7 protein-coding genes are annotated in these 23028 nt (G+C 70.6%); all 7 read left to right on the plus strand.

The features are described from left to right. Positions 1 to 154: 154 nt before the first annotated feature. The 7 genes from OG542_RS40025 (at position 155) to OG542_RS40055 (ending at position 23013) form a co-directional block, all read left to right on the plus strand. On the plus strand, positions 155 to 12490 hold the full coding sequence (locus OG542_RS40025; RefSeq protein WP_328407054.1) for a non-ribosomal peptide synthetase: 12336 nt from the start codon (positions 155 to 157) through the stop codon (positions 12488 to 12490). 10 nt (positions 12491 to 12500) lie between these two features. Then, positions 12501 to 18092, plus strand: coding sequence for a non-ribosomal peptide synthetase (locus OG542_RS40030; protein WP_328407052.1), 5592 nt, complete (start codon positions 12501 to 12503; stop codon positions 18090 to 18092). Then, positions 18089 to 18298 carry an MbtH family protein gene (locus OG542_RS40035; protein ID WP_266490775.1) on the plus strand — a complete coding sequence of 70 codons (210 nt, stop codon included), beginning with the start codon at positions 18089 to 18091 and terminating at the stop codon, positions 18296 to 18298. The genes OG542_RS40030 and OG542_RS40035 overlap by 4 nt, the downstream gene beginning before the upstream one ends. A gap of 123 nt (positions 18299 to 18421) precedes the next feature. Then, positions 18422 to 19627: a cytochrome P450 gene (locus OG542_RS40040; protein WP_328407050.1), complete on the plus strand. Its 1206-nt coding sequence runs from the start codon at positions 18422 to 18424 to the stop codon at positions 19625 to 19627. A gap of 23 nt (positions 19628 to 19650) precedes the next feature. Further along, a complete protein-coding gene (locus OG542_RS40045; protein ID WP_328407048.1) occupies positions 19651 to 20877 on the plus strand; it encodes a cytochrome P450 in 1227 nt (408 codons plus the stop codon). A gap of 54 nt (positions 20878 to 20931) precedes the next feature. Next, complete coding sequence (locus OG542_RS40050) at positions 20932 to 21765, plus strand: sulfotransferase domain-containing protein (protein WP_328407046.1); 834 nt, start codon at positions 20932 to 20934, stop codon at positions 21763 to 21765. A gap of 27 nt (positions 21766 to 21792) precedes the next feature. Continuing rightward, positions 21793 to 23013: a cytochrome P450 gene (locus OG542_RS40055; RefSeq protein WP_328407044.1), complete on the plus strand. Its 1221-nt coding sequence runs from the start codon at positions 21793 to 21795 to the stop codon at positions 23011 to 23013. Positions 23014 to 23028: the final 15 nt, after the last annotated feature.

Genomic DNA, 23028 nt, shown 5'->3' on the forward strand with positions numbered 1-23028 from the left:
GGGCTCGCCCCGTCAGGTGATGATTCTCCTGTGCGGCACGTTTCGCATTCGCATTCGACGTCGACCTCCTCGACCTGGAACAGGGCGAGTTGAGGAATTCACGGCTGAGTTCGACGACGCACGTCAATCCCACAGCTGACCGAGGGAGACATTGATGGCCCAGTCGCGTATCGAGGACATCTGGCCGCTGTCGCCACTGCAGGCTGGGTTGCTCTTCCACGCGGTTTACGACGGCGAAGGACCCGACGTCTATATAGGCCATTGGATCCTGGACCTGGACGGGCCGCTGGACGCGGCCAGGCTGCGCGCGTCGTGGGAGGCGCTGCTGACGCGGCACGCGCCACTTCGGGCCTGCTTCCGGCAGCGTAAATCGGGTGAGACGGTGCAGATCGTCCTCAAAGAGGTGGAACTGCCGTGGCGGGAGGTCGACCTTTCGCACCTCGAGGACCCCGAGGAGGCCGTGCGAGAGCTGGCCGAGGAGGATCGGACGACGAGGTTCGACCTCGCGCAGGCGCCGTTGCTGCGGTTGACCTTGATCCGTCTCGACGACCGTACGCACCGGCTGGTGATGACCTGTCATCACACGATCATGGACGGCTGGTCGTTGCCGGTCGTGGTCAACGAGCTGTCGAAGCTGTACCCGGCCCACGGCGATCCGCAGGCCCTGCCCGCGGTGACGTCGTACCGGAACTACCTCGCGTGGCTGAGCAGGCAGGACAAGGAGAGGGCGCTGTCGGCATGGGTGGCGCAGCTGCGCGGTGCCGAGGAGCCGACGCTGGTGGCGCCCGCCGATCCGGGGCGAGCGCCCGGTGTGCCGGAGAGCGTCGAGGTCGAGCTGTCCGAGACCCTCACGCGCTCGCTGGACGAGCTGGCTCGTAGCCATGGGCTGACGCTGAACACGGTGGTGCAAGGCGCGTGGGCGATGGTGCTGGCGCGACTGGCGGGCCGGACGGACGTGGTGTTCGGGGCGGCGGTGTCGGCGCGCCCGCCGGATCTGCCCGGAGTGGAGGAGATGGCGGGGCTGTTCCTCAACACCGTTCCGGTGCGTGTGCGGCTTTGCGGCTCGACGCCCGTCATGGAGTTGCTTGCGCAATTACAGAAACAGCAGTCGGCGCTCATACCTGACCAGTTCGTGGGGTTGGTGGACATACAGCAGGCGGCCGGCCCCGGCGCGGTCTTCGACACCATGATTGTCTTCGAGAAGTTCCCCAATAAGCCCGCCGAATCGGACTCCGCAGGGAACTTCGGCATTCGCATACATCAGGGCCGGGCAGCCGCCCATTATCCGCTGACGCTGGTGTGCGTCCCCGGCGAAAAGATGCTCCTCAAACTCGACTATCTGACGGAGCTCTTCGACTGGGCCACAGCGTTCTCCATCGCTGAGCGGTTGAAGGAGGTTCTGCGTCAGCTGACGGGTGCGGGCGACCTGACGGTGGCCGAGATCGACGTGACGAGTGCGGCCGAGCGTGAACTGGTGGTGGACGCATGGGGCGCGGCAGCCGCCCTGACGCAGGGCCGGCCACAGCATCCGGCCGGACTGGCCTCGGAACTGTTCGACCGTCAGGTGGAGCGCCGCCGCGACAGGGTGGCGGTCGTCGAGGGCGATCGGGCGATGTCGTTCGGGGAACTGGCTGAGCACGCGGAGCGGCTCGCCGGCTATCTGCGCGGCAGGGGAGTGCGGCGTGGGGACCGGGTGGCCGTGGTGCTGGGCCGGTCGCCCGAGCTGATCGCGACGTTGCTCGCGGTGTGGAAGGCAGGAGCGGCGTACGTCCCCCTGGATCCCGCCTATCCGGCGGAACGCCTGAAGTTCATGCTCGCGGATGCGGAGCCGGCGGCGGTGATCTGCGCGGAAGCGTACCGAGATGTCGTGCTGGTCGGAGGGCTCGATCCGATCGTCCTGGACGATGTCCGGACGCGGCAGGCGGTGGCGGAGTGCACCCGCCTGTCCGTAGACGTACATGCGGACGACCTCGCGTACGTGATGTACACGTCGGGGTCGACGGGAACACCGAAGGGCGTCGCGGTGTCGCACGGCAGCGTCGCGGCGCTGGTCGGCGAGCCGGGATGGGCGATCGGCCCCGATGACGCCGTGCTGATGCATGCCTCGCACGCCTTCGACATATCCCTGTTCGAGCTGTGGGTGCCGCTGCTGTCGGGTGCCAGGGTGGTGCTGGCCGGACCGGGTGCGGTGGACGGCGAGGCTCTGGCCGGACATGTGGCCGGCGGTGTCACGGCCGCCCACCTGACCGCGGGGACCTTCCGGGTGGTGGCCGAGGAGTCACCGGAGTCGCTCGTCGGTCTGCGCGAGGTGCTGACCGGTGGGGACGCGGTGCCGCCCGCGGCGGTGGAGCGGGTGCGGCGCGGCAGTCCGGGCGTGCGGGTGCGGCATCTCTACGGCCCGACGGAGGCCACGCTGTGCGCGACGTGGTGGATGCTCGAACCCGGCGACACGACGGGAACGGTGCTGCCGATCGGACGACCGCTCCCGGGGCGGCGAACCTACGTCCTCGATGCGTTCCTGCGACCTGTGCCGCCGGGCGTGGTGGGCGAGCTGTATGTCGCCGGAGCCGGTGTGGCGCAGGGCTATCTCGGCCGTGCGGCATTGACGGCGGAGCGGTTCGTCGCTGACCCGTTCGTTCCCGGCGACACGGCTGTGGGCAGCGCCTCCGTGCCGGGTGAGCGGATGTACCGGACCGGGGACCTGGCGTACTGGACGGACCAGGGCGCGTTGGTGTTCGCCGGACGCGCCGATGACCAGGTCAAGATCCGCGGGTATCGGGTGGAGCCCGGCGAGATCGAGGTGGTCCTCGCCGGCCTGCCCGGTGTCGGCCAGGCGGTGGTGTCCGTACGGGACGAGCACCTGATCGGTTATGTGGTCGCCGAAACGGGGCACGACGCCGACCCGGAGCGGTTGCGCGAACAGCTCGCCGCGACGCTGCCCGAGTTCATGGTTCCGGCCGTGGTGCTGGTGCTGGACCAACTGCCGTTGACGGTCAACGGAAAGGTGGACCGGCAGGCCCTGCCCGCACCGGACTTCGCCGCGAAGGCGGTCGGCCGGGGGCCGGACACGGAGGCTGAGCGCATCCTGTGCTCGGTGTTCGCCGAAGTCCTCGGCCTGGAACGGGTCGGGGTCGAGGACAGCTTCTTCGAACTGGGCGGGGACTCGATCTCGTCGATGCAGGTGGCCGCCCGTGCGCGGCGCGAGGGGATCTCCCTCACCCCGCGGCAGATCTTTGAGCACCGGACCCCTGAGCGGCTCGCGGGACTGGCACAAGAGGCCCCGACGACACCGGCACGGGATCGCTCCGAGGCGGTCACAGGCGTGGGAGACATCCCATGGACGCCGGTGATGCGTGCCCTTGGGGATGCCGCGGTACGCCCTGGCTTCGTGCAGGCGAAAGTCGTCGTCACCCCGGCACGCCTGAATCCGGATGCCCTGGTGGGCGCCCTGCAGGCGGTGCTGGATGTGCACGATCTGCTGCGGGCACGGGTGGCGCCCGACGGACGGCTGTTCGTGGCCGAGCGCGGCGCGGTGGACGCGGCCGGCCTGCTCACGCGGGTGCCGGCCGGGACCGGGAACCTCGATGAACTCGCCGCGCACGAGGCCAGGGCGGCGGCAGGCACGCTGGACCCGTCGGCGGGAATCATGGTGCGGGCCGTATGGCTCGACGCCGGAAGCGACCGGCCGGGCCGGCTGGCTCTGGTGGCGCATCACCTGTCGGTCGACGCGGTCTCCTGGGGCATCCTGTTGCCGGATTTGCGTTCGGCGTACGACGAGGTGGTCTCCGGCGGGCCCCCTGCCCTGGAGCCCGCGTCGACCTCGTACCGGCACTGGGCGCGGCGGCTGACCGAGCAGGCGTTCAGCGCGAGCACGATCGCTGAAGTCGATCACTGGGTCGCCGTACTGGACGGTGCGGATTCGTCCATCGTGAAGCAGACCGGAAAGCAGACCGGGCAGTCCCACTCCTGGTCACGGACGCTGTCCGGAACCACGGCGCGCAGTCTGGTGGCCCGGCTGCCGGCGGCTTTCCACTGCGGGATCCACGAAGTCCTGCTGGCGGGTCTCGGAGGTGCGGTGGCGCGCTGGCGCGGTACCGGCGCCGGGATCCTGGTGGACGTGGAGGGCCATGGTCGCCACGGCGCCGACGGGATGGATCTGTTGCGCACCGTCGGCTGGTTCACCAGCGTCCATCCGGTCCGCCTCGATGTCTCCGACGTCGACCTTTCTGCCGCGGCAGCGGGGAACGCCGCCGCCGGGCAGTTGCTGAAGGCCGTGAAGGAACAGGCCCGCGCCGTCCCCGGCGATGGCCTCGGCTATGGGCTGTTGCGCCATCTCAACCCCGAAACCGGGGCGAGGCTGGCCGAGTTGCCGTCCCCGCAGATCGGATTCAACTACTTCGGCCGGTCCGGCCTCGCCGCCGAGGACATCCCGTGGCAGGCGAGCGAGGAGTCGCTCGGCGGCGGTCCGGAGATGTCCGCGGCCCACCCGGTGGAGGTCGCTGCGGATGTCCAGGACACGCCCGCAGGACCCCGGCTGAGACTGGCCATCGACGGCAGGGACCTCGACCCCGCCACGGTGGAGCGGCTCGGCGAGGCATGGCTGGAGATGCTGACCGGTTTCGCGGCACTGGCCGAGGATCCCGGCGCCGGCGGGCACACACCGTCCGACTTCGACCTCGTAGAGCTGACGCAGCGGGACGTGGCGGAGCTGGAGGCCGCGGTGCCGGGGCTGAGGGACGTCTGGCCGCTGTCACCGCTGCAGGAAGGCATGCTCTTCGAGCGGGCCATCGACGCGGACGGCGTCGACGTCTACCAGAGCCAGCGGATCCTGGACCTCGAAGGACCGCTCGACGCGCCACGGCTGCGTGCGGCGTGGCAACGGCTGGTCGCCCGGCACGCATCGCTGCGGACAAGCTTCCACCAGCTCGGATCCGGCGAAACGGTGCAGGCCGTCGCGGACGAGGTCGCTGTCCCATGGCGCGAGGCCGATCTGTCGCACCTCGATGAGGCGGCCGTGGCCGCGGAGGCCGACCGCCTGCTCGCGCAGGATCAGGCCGAGCGGTTCGACGTGACCAGGGCGCCGCTGCTCCGGCTGTTGCTGATCCGTCTCGGTGAGAGCAGGCACCGGCTCATCGTGACGTCGCACCATGTCGTCCTGGACGGCTGGTCCACACCGATCGTCCTGGGCGAGATGTCGACGGGGTACGCGGGTGGGCAGGGCCCGTCGACGGCACCGTCCTATCGGGACTACCTGGCGTGGCTCCGCCGTCAGGACGTGGAGGCGCCACGAGCGGCGTGGCGGTCCGAGCTGGCCGGGGCGGACGAACCGACCCTGACGGACGCCGACGCGGACAAGACGATGGTCATGCCGGACGGGCATGCCGCATGGCTGCCCGAGGAGACGACGCAGGCGCTCACCGACTTCGCGCGTGGCCATGGACTGACGCTGAGCACGATCGTGCAGGGCGCATGGGCGCTGGTGCTGGCGCGGCTGGCGGGCCGGACGGACGTGGTGTTCGGGACGGTGGTGTCGGGGCGTCCCGCGGAGGTGCCGGATGTCGAGCGGATGGTGGGGATGTTCATCAACACCGTCCCGGCCCGTGTGCGGCTCGAAGGCGGCCGACCGGTGCTGGAGATGCTGCGGGACTTGCAGAGGCGCCAGTCGGCGTTGACGGAACACCAGTACCTCGGGCTGTCGGAGATCCAGCGGCTGGCGGGGACGGGCGCGATCTTCGACACCATCGTGATGGTCGCGAACTACCCGGACGACGCCGCCGGTCCCGGAGACGACGGTGGCTTCGCGATCAGCTCGCTCCGCACCCGGACCGGTACCCATTATCCGCTGACGATGAGCGTCTCTCCCGGAAACCGCCTGCGGATCGATGTGGCCTACCGGCCCGATCGGATAGACCGGGAAACGGCCGCCGAGGTCGCCGGGCAGGTCGTGCGGGTCATCGAACGAATGGTGGCGGAGCCCTCGCTTCCGGTGGGCCGTCTGGCCGTGACGCACGCATCGACGCGCGCGTCGATGCTGGAGCACGGCAACGCGACCGGCGAAGCGGCCGCCCGGCCTTCGGTGCTGGAGCTGTTCCGGCAGCAGGCCGACAGGTCCCCGGACGCGGTGGCGGTCATGGACGGGGGACGCACCCTGACCTACGCCGACCTCGACCGGAGATCGGATGGGCTGGCGGGGCACCTCGCCGGGCTGGGCGTGCGGCGCGGCGACCGTGTCGGCGTGGTGATGGAACGCGGCGCGGACCTGTTCGTCGCCCTGCTCGCGGTCTGGAAGGCGGGGGCCGCGCAGGTACCGGTGAACGTGGACCACCCCGCCGAACGGATCGAACGGATGCTGGCCGATGCCGGCGCACGGATGGCGCTCTGCGTCGCAGCGACCCGCGACGCGGTGCCGGACGGGGTCGAGCCGGTGGTCACGGACGTACCGGCGCTCGAGGAAACGCCGCACGAGGCGCCGGCGCTCACGGTCGGGGCGCACGACGTGGCCTACGTGATGTACACGTCGGGATCGACCGGGGTTCCGAAGGGCGTCGCGGTGCCGCACGGAAGCGTGGCGGCTCTGGCCAGCGAGCCCGGCTGGTCGCAGGGCCCGGACGACTGCGTGCTGCTGCACGCGTCGCACGCGTTCGACGCGTCGTTGATGGAGATCTGGGTGCCACTGGTCAGCGGCGCCCGCGTGCTGGTCGCGGAACCGGGCGCGGTCGACGCGCAGCGGCTGCGCGAAGCGATCGAACGAGGCGTGACCACCGCCCATCTGACGGCCGGCAGTTTCCGGGTGGTGGCCGAGGAAGCGCCGGAGTCCTTCCGCGGGCTGCGCGAGATCCTGACCGGCGGGGACGCGGTGCCCCTCGCGTCCGTCGCGCGGGTGCGCCGGGCGTGCCCAGAGGTTCGGGTCCGGCAGCTCTACGGCCCCACCGAGACCACCCTCTGCGCCACGTGGCACCTCCTCGAACCGTGGGACGAAACGGGCGCCACCTTGCCGATCGGCCGACCGCTGGCCGGACGGCGGGCCTATGTGCTCGATGCGTTCCTCCAGCCGGTGGCGCCCAACGTGACCGGCGAGCTCTACCTCGCCGGCGACGGCCTCGCGCACGGTTATCCGGGCGCCAGCGGGCAGACCGCGGAGCGGTTCGTCGCCGATCCGTTCGTCCCCGGCGACGCGGTGGCGCGCAGCGCCTCAGCAGGTGGTGGCCGGGCGACGGGCGGGCGGATGTACCGCACCGGTGACCTGGCGCGCTGGACGGATCAGGGGGAGCTGCTGTTCACCGGAAGGGCCGACTCCCAGGTGAAGATCCGGGGCTACCGCGTGGAGCCCGGGGAGATCGAGGCGGCCCTGGCCGAGGTTGCGCAGATCGCGCAGGCGGTCGTGGTGGCGCGGGAGGACCAGCCCGGCGAGAAGCGGCTGATCGCGTATGTGACCACGCAAGGGGATGTGGAACCGGATGCGGTCCGCGAGCACCTCGCGGCGCTGCTGCCGGAATTCATGGTGCCCGCGGCGGTGGTGGCGCTGGACGGCTTCCCGCTGACGCTCAACGGAAAGATCGACACCGCGGCCCTGCCGGCTCCGGAGTTCACCGCGAAGGCCGCCGGCCGCGAGCCGCGTACCGAGGCCGAGCGGGTGTTGTGCGACCTGTTCGCCGAGATACTCGGGCTGGACAGGGTCGGCGCCGACGACGGCTTCTTCGAGCTGGGCGGCGACTCGATCCTGTCGATGCGATTGGCCGCCCGCGCACGTCGCGAGGGCCTCGTCTTCGGGGCGAAGCAGGTCTTCGAGCGGAAGACGCCCGCGGGGATCGCGGCGGTCGCCGAGCGGGGCGGACCGGCGCGGGCCGACCTCGCCGACGGCGTCGGCGAGGTCCCGTGGACGCCAGTGGTGCGGGCACAGCTCGAACGCGACCCCCGCGCGATGACCCGGCGCGCACCGGCGCAGTGGGTGACCGTGGGGGCGCCCGACGACCTGTCCGTGGACGTGCTGGCGGCCGGACTCGCCGCGGTGATCGACACCCATGACATGCTGCGCAGCCGGATCGTGGAGACCGACGGGGAGCAGCCCCGGCTGGTCGTGGCCGACCGGGCGGCGGTGGCCGCGGCGACGCTGGTCGAGCGGGTCGAGGCCGGTGCCGGTGACGTGGACGAGATCGCGGAGCGCCGCGCCGGCGAGACCGCCACCCGGCTGGATCCCGCCGCCGGCGTGATGATCAGGGCGGTGTGGGTGGACGCCGGACCCGGCCGCCTCGGACGGCTCGTGGTGGTGGCGCACCATCTCCTGGCCGACGTCGTGTCGTGGCGCGTCCTGCTGGCGGACCTGCAGGCGGCGTGTGCGGCCGTGGCCGCGGGCCGGGAACCGGCGCTCGATCCGGTCGGCGTCTCGTACCGGCGCTGGGCGCGCACACTGGCCGATCAGGCGGCGATCCGGTCCGCGGAGCTGGAGACGTGGACGGCGATCCTCGACGGAGCGCCGTCGTGGCCGGGCGAGTTCGACCCCACGCGCGACACCATGTCGACCGCGGGACGCAGGTCCTGGCGGTTGCCGCGGGACAAGGCAGGCGTGCTCGTGGCGAAGGCGACCTCGGCCTTCCACTGCGGGGTTCACGAGGTGTTGCTGGCCACCCTGGCGGGCGCGGTGGCCCGGTGGCGCGGCGACCCGGCCGTCGTGGTGGACGTCGAGGGTCACGGCCGCCAGCCCATCGGTGACCTGGACCTGTCCCGGACTGTCGGCTGGTTCACCGACATACATCCGCTCCGGCTGGACGTGACCGGGATCGACACGGCCGAAGCCCTCTCGGGCGGCGACGCGGCAGGCAGGCTGCTGAAGAGCGTCAAGGAGAGCGTGCGCGCCGTGCCCGACGGCGGGCTCGGCTACGGGATGCTGCGTCACCTCAACCCAGAGACCGGGCCGGTCCTGGCGGCGCTGCCGAAGCCGGGGATCGGGTTCAACTACCTCGGCCGCTTCCCGTCCCGGCCTGGCGGTGCCGCGGAGCCCTGGCAGACGGTGGGGACCATCGGCGGTACGACGGACCAGGACACGGCGTTGCGCCACGTCCTGGAGATCGACGCGGTCGTGCTGGACACCGCCGAAGGACCCGAGCTCGAGCTGACCGTGACCTGGGCCGGGCGCATACTCGGCGAAGCCGAGGCGGAGTCGCTCGGACAGGGCTGGCTGTCCATGCTGACCGGCCTCGCCGCCCATATCGAGGCCGGCGGCGCCGGAGGGCACACGCCATCCGACTTCCCGCTCACCGCGCTGACGCAGCGGGACGTGGCGGAGGTCGAGGCCGCCGTACCCGGCCTGCTCGACATCTGGCCGCTGTCTCCGCTCCAGGAGGGCCTGCTGTTCCACGCCGCCGACGAGCGCGGCCCGGACGTCTACGCGAGCATGCGCACCCTCGTCATCGAGGGACCGCTGGACGTCGCCTGCTTCCGCAGGGCGTGGCAGGTGCTGCTGGACCGGCACCCCGCCCTGCGGGCGAGTTTTCACCAGCTCGGGTCGAGTGCGACGGTGCAGGCGGTCGCCGGCGAAGTGACGCCGCCCTGGCAGGAGACCGACCTGTCCCATCTGCCCGAGGACGAGGCGCTGGCGGAAGTCGACCGTCTCGCGGCGGAGCTGCACGCCGAGCGGTTCGACCTGACCCGGGCGCCGCAGCTGCGTCTGCACCTGCTGCGTCTCGGTGACCGCAGGCACCGGCTCGTCTTCACGTCGCATCACATCGCGGCGGACGGCTGGTCCCTGCCGCTCATCACCGGTGAGGTGCTCGCGGCGTACTACGCCGGCGGTGAGGGCCGGGCGTTGCCGGCCCCGACGTCGTACCGCGACTATCTCGCCTGGACCGTGCACCAGGACAAGGCAGCTGCCCGGGAGGCGTGGCGGGCCGAACTCGCGGGGCTCGACGAGGCGACCCACGTCGTGCCACCGGAAACGATCATCGCGCCCGTCGAGCCGGACCGGGTCGCATTCGCACTCGACGACGACCTGAGCCGGCGCCTGGTGGAGTTCACCCGCCGGCACGGTGTGACGGCGAACACGCTCTTCCAAGGGGTCTGGGCACTGCTGCTGGCCCGGCTGACCGGTCGCGGCGACGTGGTCTTCGGCGCCGCGGTGGCCGGTCGTCCGCCCGAGATCCCCGGTGTCGAGTCCGCGGTCGGCCTGTTCATGAACATGCTGCCCGTCCGGGCCCGCCTGGTCGGCGCTGAACCCTTCCTCGACATGCTGGCGGACCTGCAGGAACGGCAGGTCGCGTTGATACCGCACCAGCACGTCGGGCTGACCGAGATCAAGCAGCATGCCGGGCCGGGCGCGGCATTCGACACGATCGTGGTGTTCGAGAACTACCCGCCCCCGCCGCCCGTGTCCGACGAACCCGACGCACTCGTCATGCGTCCCGCGGGAATCCCGAACGACACCGGGCACTACCCACTGTCCATGCGTGCGTCCGTAGCGGGCCCCGTCCACGGCGAAGTCATCTTCCGCCCGGACGCGTTCGAGAGGACCCAGGTCGAAGACCTTCTCGCGTCGCTCCTCCGGGCTCTCGAACAGGTCGTGGCCGATCCGCGGACGCCGGTGGGACGGGTCGGCCTGATCGGACCCGAGCAACGCCGCCTGGTGGTGGACGAGTGGAACAGGACCGACGAACCGCTCGCGGCGGAGACACTGCCGGTGCTGTTCCGCAGGCAGGCCGCGCGGACACCGGAAGCGCCCGCGGTGCAGGACGCGGCGCGGAGCCTTTCGTACAGCGAGTTGCTCGGCGAGGCCGAAGCGCTGGCGCGACTGCTCGTGGGCCTGGGCGTGCGGCGTGAGGCCCGGGTGGGAGTACTGGTCGAGCGCTCGGCCGAGCTGGCGGTGACCCTGCTGGGGGTGACGTTCGCCGGCGGGGCGTTCGTGCCGGTCGATCCGGACTATCCCCGCGAGCGCATCGAGTTCATCCTGGCGAACTCGGCGCCGCAGGTGCTGGTGTGCACGAGGACGACCCGAGCGGTCGTACCCGCGGAGTTCACGGGCACGGTGCTGGTGCTGGATGAGCTGCCCGCCGCCGATCCGGATGCCGAGCTGCCACGAGTGGCACCCGAGGACGCGGCGTACGTGATCTACACATCGGGGTCGACAGGGGCACCCAAGGGCGTCCTGGTCGCCCACTCCGGACTCGTCAACCTGGGGTACGCGCACATCGAGCGGATGGCCGTGACGTCGTCCTCGCGGGTCCTGCAGTTGTCCGCGATCGGATTCGACGCCATCGTCTCCGAGCTCTACATGACCCTGCTGGCCGGTGCGACCCTGGTACTGCCGGACGCGGCGAGCATGCCGCCCCGCGTGACCCTGGGCGACGCGATCCGCAGGGCGGACATCACCCACCTGACCGTGTCGCCCAGTGTGCTGGCGAGCGAGGACGACCTGCCGGACACCCTGCGGACAGTGCTGACGGGCGGCGAGGCGCTGCCGGCCGCGCTGGTGGACCGCTGGTCGCCGGGCCGCCGGGTGATCCAGGCCTACGGGCCGACCGAGACGACCATCTGCTCGACGATGAGCGCCCCGCTGGCTCCGGGGCACGATGTGGTCCCGCTCGGCGGCCCGATCCGCAACGTGCAGCACTACGTGCTCGACGCCTTCCTCCAGCCGGTACCGCCGGGGGTGGTCGGCGAGCTCTACATCACGGGCGTCGGACTGGCTCGTGGCTACCTGGGACGCCCCGGTCTGACGGCGGAGCGGTTCGTCGCGAGTCCGTTCGCCCCCGGTGAGCGGATGTACCGCTCGGGCGACCGGTTCCGCTGGAGCCGGGAGGGCCAGCTGATCTTCGCGGGCCGGGTCGACGCGCAGGTCAAGGTGCGCGGATACCGGGTCGAGCCGGCTGAGATCGAGGCCGTGCTCGCGGAGCATCCCGGGGTCGGCCAGGTGGCGGTCGCGGTCCGCAGGGACGGACCCGGCGACAAGCAGCTGGTGGCGTATGTCGTGCCGTCGGCCGAGGCTTCCGGCGCGAACGGCACGCTGACCTCCGCGCTGCGCGAACTGGCCGCCGAACGCCTGCCGGAGTACATGATGCCTGCGGCGTTCGTGTCGCTGGACCACATGCCGCTCACCCCGAACGGCAAGCTCGACCACCGGGCGCTGCAGACCCCCGACTTCGCCGGAATGTCTTCAGGGCGGGATCCGCGCACGGCGATGGAAGCGAGGCTGTGCGAGCTGTTCGCGGAGGTGCTCGGCCTGGACCGGGTGGGTGCCGACGACAGCTTCTTCGAACTCGGCGGCGATTCGATCATCTCGATGCAGCTCTCGGCCCGAGCCCGCCGCAAGGGGCTGGAACTGAGCGCGTGGCAGGTGTTCGAGGAAAGGACGCCGGAACGGCTGGCGGTGCTTGTCGCGGAACTCCCCGCCGACGGCGATGCCACCGCGGCGCCGGAGCCCTCGGCGGGCACGCTCGTCGATCTCTCGTCCGAGCAGATGCACCAACTCGAGGCCGGACTGGCCGATGAACAAGCGCTGTAAGGAGCAGACCGTGACAGTTGACGGCACCCGCCCGAAGCCCCGCTCCAGCGTGGAGGACGTCTGGCCCCTTTCGCCGTTGCAGGAAGGGATGCTGTATCACACCGCACTCGACCACGACGGTCCCGACACCTACACCGTGCAGACCGTCTACGGCATCGACGGCCCGCTGGACGCTGCCCGGTTGAGGGCGTCGTGGCAGGCCGTCGTGGACCGGCATGCCGCGCTGCGGGCGTGTTTCCGCTACGTCAGCGGCGCGCAGATGGTGCAGGTCATCGCGCGGGACGCCGAGATCCCCTGGCGCGAGACGGATCTGTCGGGGCTGCCGGCAGACGTCGCCGACAGCGAGGTGGACCGGCTGGCCGCGGACGAGGTGGCCGAGCGGCTGCACATCGAGACGGCACCGCTGATGAAACTGCACCTGATCCGGCTCGGCCCGCAGCGCCACCGGCTCGTGCACACCCTTCACCACGTGCTGGTGGACGGCTGGTCGATGCCGGTCATCCACCGCGACCTGGCAGCCATCTACGCGGCGGACGGGGACGCGTCCGGGCTCCCGCCCACCGGGTCCTACCGGGACTATCTCGCGTGGCTGGGCCGGCAGGACAAGGAGGCGGCCAGGGCAGCCTGGCGAGCGGAGTTCGCGGGGCTGGACACCCCCACCACGGTCGCCCCGGCCGATCCGACCCGCGTGCCGGACATCGACACGGTGCTGCTCGAGCTGTCCACGCGACTGACGGCAGACCTGGCCGCACTGGCGCGCCGTCACGACCTCACCCTGAACAGCGTCGTGCAGGGCGCGTGGGCCGTCGTGCTGTCGCAACTGGCCGGCCGTACCGACGTGGTGTTCGGCGCGACCGCCTCGGGGCGGCCCGGCGACCTCGCCGGTGTGGAGTCGATGGTCGGCCAGCTGCTCAACACCCTGCCGGTGCGGGTCCGGCTCGACGGCGGGCGGCGGGCCGTCGAGCTCTTCGCCGAGCTGCAGCGCGACCAGTCGGCTCTCATGGCCCACCACCATCTCGGCCTGCAGGACGTGCAGGCCGTCGCCGGCCCCGGAGCGGTCTTCGACACACTCGTCATCTACGAGAACTTCCCTCGCAAGCGACCCGGCCGGGCGCAGGACGACGACGGCCTGGTCCTGCACCCGGTGAAGCGGGGGCGCAACTCCTCGCACTACCCGTTCACCCTGATCACCGGACCCGGCGAGCAGATGCCGCTCATCCTCGACTACGACCGGGGTCTGTTCGACCGCGCGATCGCCGAATCCGTCGTGGGCGCGCTGGCCCGCGTGCTGGAGCGGCTGGTCGCCGAGCCCGATGTGCTGGTCGGCCGCCTGACGCTGCTGAGCGAGACCGAGCGCGCCCTGGTGGTGGACGAATGGAACGCGACCACGGGCCCCGTGCCCGGCACATCCGTGGTCGCGATGTTCGCGCGGCGGGTGGCCGAGGCGCCGGACGCGGTGGCGATCACCGACGCCGACGGCGCGGATCAGACCTACGCCGAGGTCGACCGGGCCTCGAACCGGCTGGCCTGCTACCTCGCCGGTCGTGGCACAGGCCGCGGCGACCGGGTCGGTGTGGCCATGGACAGGTCGCCGGACCTGCTGATCGCGTTCCTGGCGATCTGGAAGACAGGTGCGGCGTACGTCCCGGTGGACATCGAGTACCCGGCCGAGCGGATCGCGTTCATTCTCGATGACTCCGCGGTCTCCACCGTCCTGTGCACCGAGGCCACCAGCGCCGTCGCGCCGCAGGACGCGATCGTCCTCGACGCGCCCAGTACGCGGGCGGCCGTCGACGGCTGTGCCGCCACGGCGCCGGAGAGCCTGCCGAGCGCCGACGACCTGGCGTACGTGATGTACACCTCCGGATCCACTGGCCTCCCGAAGGGCGTGGGCATCCCCCACGGAGGCGTGGCCGGCCTGGCCGGTGACGAGGGCTGGCAGATCGGTCCGGGCGACGGCGTGCTGATGCACGCGACACACGTCTTCGACCCCTCGCTCTACGCGATGTGGGTGCCGCTCGCCATGGGCGGCCGCGTCCTGCTCACCGAGCCGGGTGTGCTGGACGCGGCCGGGGTACGCCGGGCCGTCGAACGCGGCGCGACCGCCGTCCACCTCACCGCCGGTACCTTCCGCGCCCTGGCGGAGACGTCCCCGGAGTGTTTCGCGGGTCTGGTCGAGATCGGGACCGGCGGCGACGTGGTCCCCGCACAGTCGGTGCAGAACCTGCGACGGGCCCAGCCCGGCCTGCGGGTGCGCAACACCTACGGACCGACCGAGACCACCCTGTGCGCGACGTGGAAGCCGATCGAGCCAGGAGAGGAGCTCGGGCGGGAGCTGCCGATCGGCCGCCCCATGACCAACCGCAAGGTCTACATCCTCGATGCCTTCCTGCGCCCGGTCGCGCCGGGAGTCGCCGGCGAGCTGTACATCGCCGGTACGGGGCTGGCCCGCGGGTACCTCACCAGCCCCGGCCTGACCGCCGAGCGGTTCGTGGCGTGCCCGTTCCTCACCGGGGAACCGATGTACCGCACCGGCGACCTGGCGCGCTGGAACCAGCACGGCGAGGTCGTCTTCCTCGGCCGCGCCGACGACCAGGTGAAGATCCGCGGCTACCGGGTGGAGCTGGGCGAGGTGGAGGCCGTGCTGGCGGCCCAGCCCGGGGTGGTCGAGGCAGTCGTCGTGGCGCGGGAGGACCAGCCGGGCGAGAAGCGCCTGGTGGGCTACTTCGTCTCCGACGGCAGCGATGCGGGGGCAACACAGATCCGGCGGAACATGGCCCTGGTCCTGCCCGCGTACATGGTTCCGACGGCGATTGTCGCCCTGCCCGGCCTGCCGGTCACCGCCCACGGCAAGGTGGACCGCCGGGCCCTGCCCGCCCCGGATCTCGCCGGACACGCGTCGGAGAAGGCGCCGGAGGGCGAGACCGAGAAAATGCTGTGCGCGCTGTTCTCCGAGATCCTCGGCGTCGACCACGTGGGTGGCGACGACACCTTCCACGACCTCGGCGGGAGTTCGGCGCTGGCCATGCGGCTCATCGCGCGGATCCGTGAGGAACTCGGCGCGGACCTGCCCATCCGGCAGCTGTTCTCCTCGCCGACCCCCGCGGGTCTGGCGAGGGTGCTTGCCGCGAAGTCACGCCCCGCACTGGAAGCCGCCCAGCGGCCGGACCGGGTGCCGGTCACCACCCGGCAGCTGCGCGCCCGGCTGCTGGCCGACCCCGGCAAGGACACGGCCGGCCTGCACGCGTCCGTCGCACTGCGCCTGCGCGGCCGACTGGACGTGCCCGCGCTGGCGGCGGCGCTCGGCGACGTCGCGGCCCGGCACGACATTCTGCGCACGACCTTCCCCGGCGATGCACACAGCGTCCACCAGCACATCCAAGACGCCCTCGCGGTCGAGCTGACCCCCGTCCCGGCCACCGAGGAGGACCTGCCCGGGCTGCTCGCCGAGCGGCGCGAGTCGGTGTTCGATCTCACCAAGGACGTGCCGTGGCGATGTGAGCTCCTCGGACTCGCGGAGAAGGAGCACGTACTGCTCCTGCAGGTGCACCGGATCCTCGCCGACGACGACTCGCTGGACGTGTTCTTCCGCGACCTGGCGGCCGCGTACGGCGCGCGGCGCGAGGGCCGAGTCCCGGAGCGCGCGCCCCTGGCTGTGCAGTTCGCCGACTACGCGATCTGGGAGCAGCGGCTGCTCGCGGACGAGAACGAGCCGGGCAGCCTGCCCCACGAGCAGATCGCCTTCTGGCGGGACAACCTGGCCGGCATCGACGGGGAGACGGTGCTGCCGTTCGACCGCCTGCGGCCGGCCGTCCCTTCGCGTCGGGCCGGCACGGTCGAGCTGCGGCTGGACGCGGGCCCGTACGCCCGGTTGATGGAGGCGGCGGAGCCGGCCGGCGCAGACGCGTTCCAGGTGGTGCACGCCGCCCTCGCCATGCTGCTGACGAAACTGGGCGCGGGCCACGACCTGGTGATCGGCACGACGCTGCCCCGGGACGAGGACCTCATCGACCTCGAGCCGATGATCGGACCGTTCGCCCGGCCGGTCGCCCTGCGCACGGAAGTCTCGGGCGACCCGGACTTCCTGGACGTGGTCACCCGCGTGCAGGAAACGGTCCAGGCCGCGCAGGAGCACCTGGACGTACCTTTCGAGCGGCTCGCCGAGCTGCTCGACCTGCCCGCCTCCCTCTCCCGCCACCCCGTGTTCCAGGTCGGACTCGAGGTGCTGGAAGAGGGGCTCGGCACCTGGGACGCGAGGGAACTGCCGGGCCTGCGCACCGAAGTCGAACCCGGCGGGGCCGAAGCCATGGAGCTGGACCTCGCGTTCAGGCTCACCGACAACCTCGACGACGAGGACGGCCTCGAAGGCACCCTCCGCTACGCCACCGACCTGTTCGACCAGGACACGGCCGAGTCGGTGGCCCGGCGGCTGGTCCGCGTCCTGGAACAGGTGGCGGAGGATCCCCGGCGGCGGATCAGCGACCTGGACCTCTTCCTGGACGACGTCGAACGCAGCCGTCCGGTCATCGCACCGGCGCGGTGGCACGGGGCGGTGCCCCCGGCGCTCGCCGGCCTGGCCGAGGACGGTCCGCTCGGCGCACTCCTCCTCGACGATCGGCTGCGCCCGGTCACACCGGGGGCCGTGGGCGATCTCTACGTCACCGGGGCGGCAGTGGACGAGGGCAAGGCCGGTCGGCCGACCGTGCGCTGCCCGTTCGGAACCCCGGGACATCAGATGCTGCGCACGGGCCTGCTCGCCCGGAAGACCTCCGCCAAAACCCTGCTCGTCGTGGGCGAGCGGAGGCGCTCGGCCCCGTCGTTGAAGACGGGCGACTACGAGATCCTGCTGCCGCTGCGAGCCGGCGGTGATCGCCCGCCACTGTTCTGCTTCCACGCGAGCGGCGGCCTGAGCTGGAACTACCAGCCGCTGCTGCGGCATCTTCCGGCGAACCAGCCGGTCTACGGAGTGCAGGCGCGCGGCTTGGCCCGCACCGAACCCTTGCCGGGCAGCGTCGAGGAGATGGCGGCCGATTACCTCGCGCACATCCGGGCCGTGCAGCCGACAGGGCCGTACCACCTTCTCGGCTGGTCCCTCGGCGGGCGGATCGCGCAGGCGATGGCCGCGTCGCTCGAGGCGGAAGGGGAGGAGGTCGGCCTGCTCGCCCTGCTCGACGCCTATCCCGTCTACATGGGACGGAACGCCACCGGCACGGTGAGTGAAGAAGCCGTGCGCGACGAGGAGGCCGTGCAAAAGCGCAAGCAGCAGGACCTGGAGCTCGCCGGTGGACTGGTGCAGGGGCCCGGCACCAGGAAGCGCCTCCAGGCGGTGATGCGCAACCTCTGGGAGGTCGGGCCGCGGCACACCGCCTCGCCCTTCGCCGGCGACATCCTGCTCTTCATCGCCTCGCTGGACCGGCCGGCACATCTGCCCGTGCCGGAGGCGATAGCCAGCTGGAAGGACTTCACCAGCGGAACCATCGAGCCCCACGAAATCCCGTCCAACCACTACGACTTGGTGCAACCCGCGGCGCTGGCCCAGATTGGAGCCATCGTCGCCGAGAAGCTCCATTCCCGGCCGAAGAGCGAAAGGACGCAACGATGACCAACCCGTTCGACGACGACAACGGTTCCTTTTTCGTGCTGGTCAACGATGAGGGCCAGCACTCCCTCTGGCCGACCTTCGCGGAAGTGCCTGCCGGATGGTCCCGTGTGCATGGTGAGGCCACCCGTCAGGAGTGCCTCGACTACGTCGAGGAGAACTGGCAGGACCTCCGGCCGAAGAGCCTCATCCAGGAAGCCGGCGCCTGAGACCGAGGTGTCCAGCCGCTCAATGCGGACGGTTGGACGGGCCCGACGCCCGTCCGGCCGGCTCGCGACAACCATTCGGTCATTCGGTATCCGAGGGCTGGACGTGGCGAAAGGACCTGCGCAGTGCTCGAGGAGAACAACGTTGTCCGGGGCTCGTTCGAGGAGATCAACGTTGACCTGGGCTTGGACATACACCGACGGGACCGGTTCGATCCGGTGCCGGAGCTACGCGCCCTGATGGCCGAGGGCCCCATGGCCGTGCTGGGCGTCGAGGACGCCCCCGAAGGGCGGACCGCGTGGCTCGCCGCCGGGTACGACGAGATCCGGCACGTTCTCGGCTCGGACAAATTCAGCTCCAAGCTGCTCTACCGTGGCACCGCGGCCGGTTTCATATTCCCCGGCTTCCTCACTCAGTACGATCCACCGGAGCACACGCGTCTGCGCCGGATGGTGACGGGCCCGTTCGCCATCCGGCGGATACAGGGATTCCGGCCGCAGGTGGAGAAGACCGTCGACGCCACCCTTGACGACATCGAGTCCACCGGTGGCCCGGTGGACTTCGTCCCGCATTTCGCCTGGCCCATCGCGACGACGGTGACCTGTGACTTCGTCGGCATTCCACGCGATGATCAGGCCGAGCTGTCCCGTGCCCTGCACGCCAGCCGGGCCGAACGGTCGGGCAAGCGGCGCCTGGCGGCGGGAAACAAGTTCTGGGCGTACATGAACCAGGTCGTGACGCGTACCCGCCGCGATCCCGGTGACGACCTGTTCGGCGTCGTGGTGCGCGAGCACGGCGACGAGATCACCGACGCGGAGCTGATCGGAGTGGCCGCGTTCGTCATGGGTGCGGGCGGGGACCAGGTGGCCCGCTTCCTCGCGGCGGCCGCATGGCTGATGGTCGAGGAGCCCGAGCAGTTCGCCGTTCTGCGGGACAGGCCGGACACCGCGCCGGATTGGCTGGACGAGGTGGTCCGGTACATCACCAGCGACGAGAAGACCACTCCGCGCGTCGCGCTGGAGGACGTGCACATCAGTGGGTGCCCCATCAAGGCGGGCGACACCGTCACCCCCTCGTTCCTGGCCGCGAACCGCTGGAACTTCCCCGGCCCGGACGACCGGTTCGACATCACCAGGGAAAAGCCCGCGCACGTCGCGTTCGGGCACGGCATCCACCACTGCCTCGGCCGGTCGCTGGCCGAGATGGTGTTCCGGGTGGCGATTCCGGCTCTGGCCCACCGCTTTCCGACCCTGCGGCTGGCCGAACCGGATCGCGAGATCAAGTTGGGGCGGCCGCCGCTCAACGTGGAAGCCCTGCGGCTCAACTGGTAGCGCCGAGGCTAGGAGGAGAACCGATGGCAGGGCAGGAGCTTCCCGCCGATGCGTCGAGTGGTCACGACCCGCGCCCCCTCCACGTGCGCAGACAGGGCCTCGATCCGGCGGACGAACTGCTCGCGGCGGGACCGCTGACGAGGGTCACCGTCGGATCCGGAGCGGACGCCGAGACCCGCTGGATGGCGACCACGCACGCCGTCGTCCGGCAGGTGATGGGCGATCACAAGAGGTTCAGCACCCGGCGGCGCTGGGACCGGCGGGACGAGATCGGCGGGGAGGGCATCTTCCGGCCGCGTGAGCTGGTGGGCAACCTGATGGACTACGACCCGCCGGAGCACACCCGGATGCGGCAGAAGCTGACTCCGGGCTTCACGCTGCGCAAGATGCGGCGTCTGCAGCCCTCCATCGAACAGATCGTGACCGAGCGTCTCGACGCCATGGAGCAGGCGGGATCCCCCGCGGATCTGATCGGGTTCGTTGCCGACGAGGTGCCCGGGGCCGTGCTGTGCGAGTTGATCGGCGTGCCCCGGGACGACCGGGGCATGTTCATGCAGCTGTGTCACGGGCATCTTGACGCCTCACGGAGCCGGAAGAGGCGGGCGGCGGCCGGCGAGGCGTTCTCCCGCTACCTGTTGGCGATGATCGCCAGGGAACGGAAGGATCCGGGCGAGGGGCTGATCGGAGCCGTCGTCGCCGAACACGGCGACGCGGCGACGGACGAGGAACTGAGGGGCTTCTGCGTCCAGGTGATGCTGGCCGGCGACGACAACATCTCCGGAATGATCGGGCTGGGTGTGCTGGCGCTGCTGCGGCACCCCGAGCAGATCGCCGCGTTCCGGGGCGACGAGCGGTCGGCGCAACGGGCGGTCGACGAGCTGATCCGCTACCTGACGGTCACCTATTCCCCGACACCCCGCATCGCCATGGAGGACGTCACCATCGGGGACCAGGTGGTCAAGAGGGGGGAGAGTGTCATCTGCGCGCTTCCGGCGGCCAACCGTGACCCCGCCCTGACGCCGGATCCGGAACGTCTTGACGTCATGCGTGAGCCCGTCCCGCATGTCGCGTTCGGGCACGGCGTCCATCACTGCCTGGGAGCCGCACTGGCCCGCCTCGAACTGCGGACGGTCTACACCGCTCTGTGGCGGCGCTTTCCCGGGCTGACGCTCGCGGACCCCGCCCATGAGGACATGTTCCGCCTGACCACCCCCGCGTACGGACTGACGGAGCTGATGGTCGCTTGGTGATCGTCTGGGATGACTGCTGTGACCAGTGACGCAAACGACCACAGAGGAGTAGGTATGAACGGAATCCGATGGATCGCGTCGTATCCCAAGGCCGGAAACACCTGGCTCAGGTGCATGCTGGCCGCCTACATCACGGGAGAGGCACCGAAGGTCTGGAACGACGTGTACGCCACGACCCCCGTGCTGGAGGGAATGCTGCGTTACGGCGATCTGCCGCCGATGGAGCCGACGGAACCGGTGCTGCTGAAGACGCACCTCAGGGCCGATGTACCGGTGCTGGACGTGCTGCGGAGGTCGACCGGCAAGGTTCTCTATCTCGTGCGCAACCCGAGGGACATCCTGCTCAGCTCGCTGCGCATGGCCGCGATACCGCTCGACGACCTGGAGAGAAGCCGCGCCTTCGTCCGCGAGTTCATCGCCACGGAAGGCCATCAGATGGCGGCACTCTCGCCGGGGGTCGGTATCGGGTCGTGGCCGGAGAACGTGCGGAGCTGGACCGAGTCGTCGAGTGACCGCTTCCCCGACGCGGACCTGCTGACGGTGCGTTACGAGGATCTGCGGGCCGATCCGGTGGCACGGTTCGCCGAGATCATGGAATTCCTCGCCCTCGGGGAGCCCGTCGAGATCGACAACATTCTCCGCGCGGTGGAGGCCAGCACTCTGGAACGGATGCGTGAACTGGAGCAGGAGAGCGCGCGGGTGGGTGGCGGGACGTCACCCACCGGCCAAGAGGCCGGCGGTGACGGGCCGAAATTCGTGGGCGAGGGCCGGTACGGCGACCGTTCACTGTCCTTCTTGGGCGAGGAGATCGAGTCCGCCTATCAGGAGCTGCTGCATGGCGACTCTGCATACGCCCATTACGCCAAGCAGTACGGGTACGCCGACTAGTCGGCCAGCGAAGGAGATACCACTCGTATGGGGCAGGGTACGGATCAGGTCGCGCCACTCCTGAGCGAGCCGCCGAACTTCAAGATGAGAACGAACTGCGATCCGCATACGGACAACTTCGATCTCAGAGCGCATGGCCCGCTGTTCCGGATTGCCGGGGAGGCGTCCGAGCAGCTGGGCAGGGACTATGTGTGGCAGGCCTTCGGGTACGACGTCGTGCGCCGGATACTGGGCGACCACGAGAATTTCACGACCCGGCCCCGGTTCACCCAGGGGAATACAGCGGAACGCATTGAGCCCCAGTTCGTCGGGCAGATATCGACGTACGATCCGCCCGAGCACACACGCCTGCGGAAGATGCTGACACCGGAGTTCACGGTCCGGCGTATACGCAAGATGGAGCCCAACATCCAAGGCCTCATCGACGACCGGCTCGAGATGATGGAGGCCGCGGGACCACCCGCGGACGTCCAGCGGGATTTCGCCGATCCGATTGGCGCGGGTGTCCTGTGTGAGCTGCTCGGCATCCCCCGGGACGACCGACGCGAGTTCGTCCGGCGGCTCCGGCGGAACGTCGATCTGAGCCGCGGGCTCAAGGCGAGGGCCGCCGACAGCGCGGCGTTCAACCGGTACCTGGACAACCTGATCACCCGGCAGCGCAGGGACCCCGGCGAGGGGCTCCTCGGCATGGTCGTGCAAGGGCACGGGGACAACATCACGGACGAGGAGTTGAAGGGCCTGTGCATGGCGCTGATCCTCGGTGGTGTCGAGACCGTCGCGGGGACGATCGGCTTCGGGGTTGTCGCGCTGCTGGACAATCCCGACCAGATACCGTTGCTTTTCGCGGGCCGCGAGAAGGCCGACCGTGTAGTCGCCGAACTGGTGCGTTATCTGTCGCCCGTGCAGGGGCCGAATCCCCGTCTGGCCATCAAGGACGTGGTCATCGACGGACAGTTGATCAAGGCGGGGGATTATGTGCTGTGCTCGGTTCTCATGGCCAACCGGGACGATGCGCTGACGCCGAATCCCCACATCCTCGACGCGAACCGCGAACCGGTCTCGGACGTCGGATTCGGGCACGGCATCCACTACTGCCTGGGCGCGGCGCTGGCCAGGGCGATACTGCGCATTTCCTATCAGGCCCTCTGGCGCCGGTTCCCCGGGCTTCGGCTGGCAGTGCCCATCGGCGAAGTGAAGTACCGGAACGCGTTCGTCGACTGTCCGGACCAGGTGCCAGTCACTTGGTAGCGATCGAGCGGGGCA

Source organism: Streptomyces violaceus (genome assembly GCF_036014075.1).
In the GTDB taxonomy this organism is placed as follows: Bacteria; Actinomycetota; Actinomycetes; order Streptomycetales; family Streptomycetaceae; genus Streptomyces; species Streptomyces violaceus.

Bases quoted from the DNA above. Each gene is read 5' to 3' on its own strand.
- OG542_RS40025 (WP_328407054.1), top strand. From the start codon at position 155: ATGGCCCAGTCGCGTATCGAGGACATCTGGCCGCTGTCGCCACTGCAG.
- OG542_RS40035 (WP_266490775.1), top strand. From the start codon at position 18,089: ATGACCAACCCGTTCGACGACGACAACGGTTCCTTTTTCGTGCTGGTC.
- OG542_RS40045 (WP_328407048.1), top strand. From the start codon at position 19,651: ATGGCAGGGCAGGAGCTTCCCGCCGATGCGTCGAGTGGTCACGACCCG.
- OG542_RS40050 (WP_328407046.1), top strand. From the start codon at position 20,932: ATGAACGGAATCCGATGGATCGCGTCGTATCCCAAGGCCGGAAACACC.
- OG542_RS40055 (WP_328407044.1), top strand. From the start codon at position 21,793: ATGGGGCAGGGTACGGATCAGGTCGCGCCACTCCTGAGCGAGCCGCCG.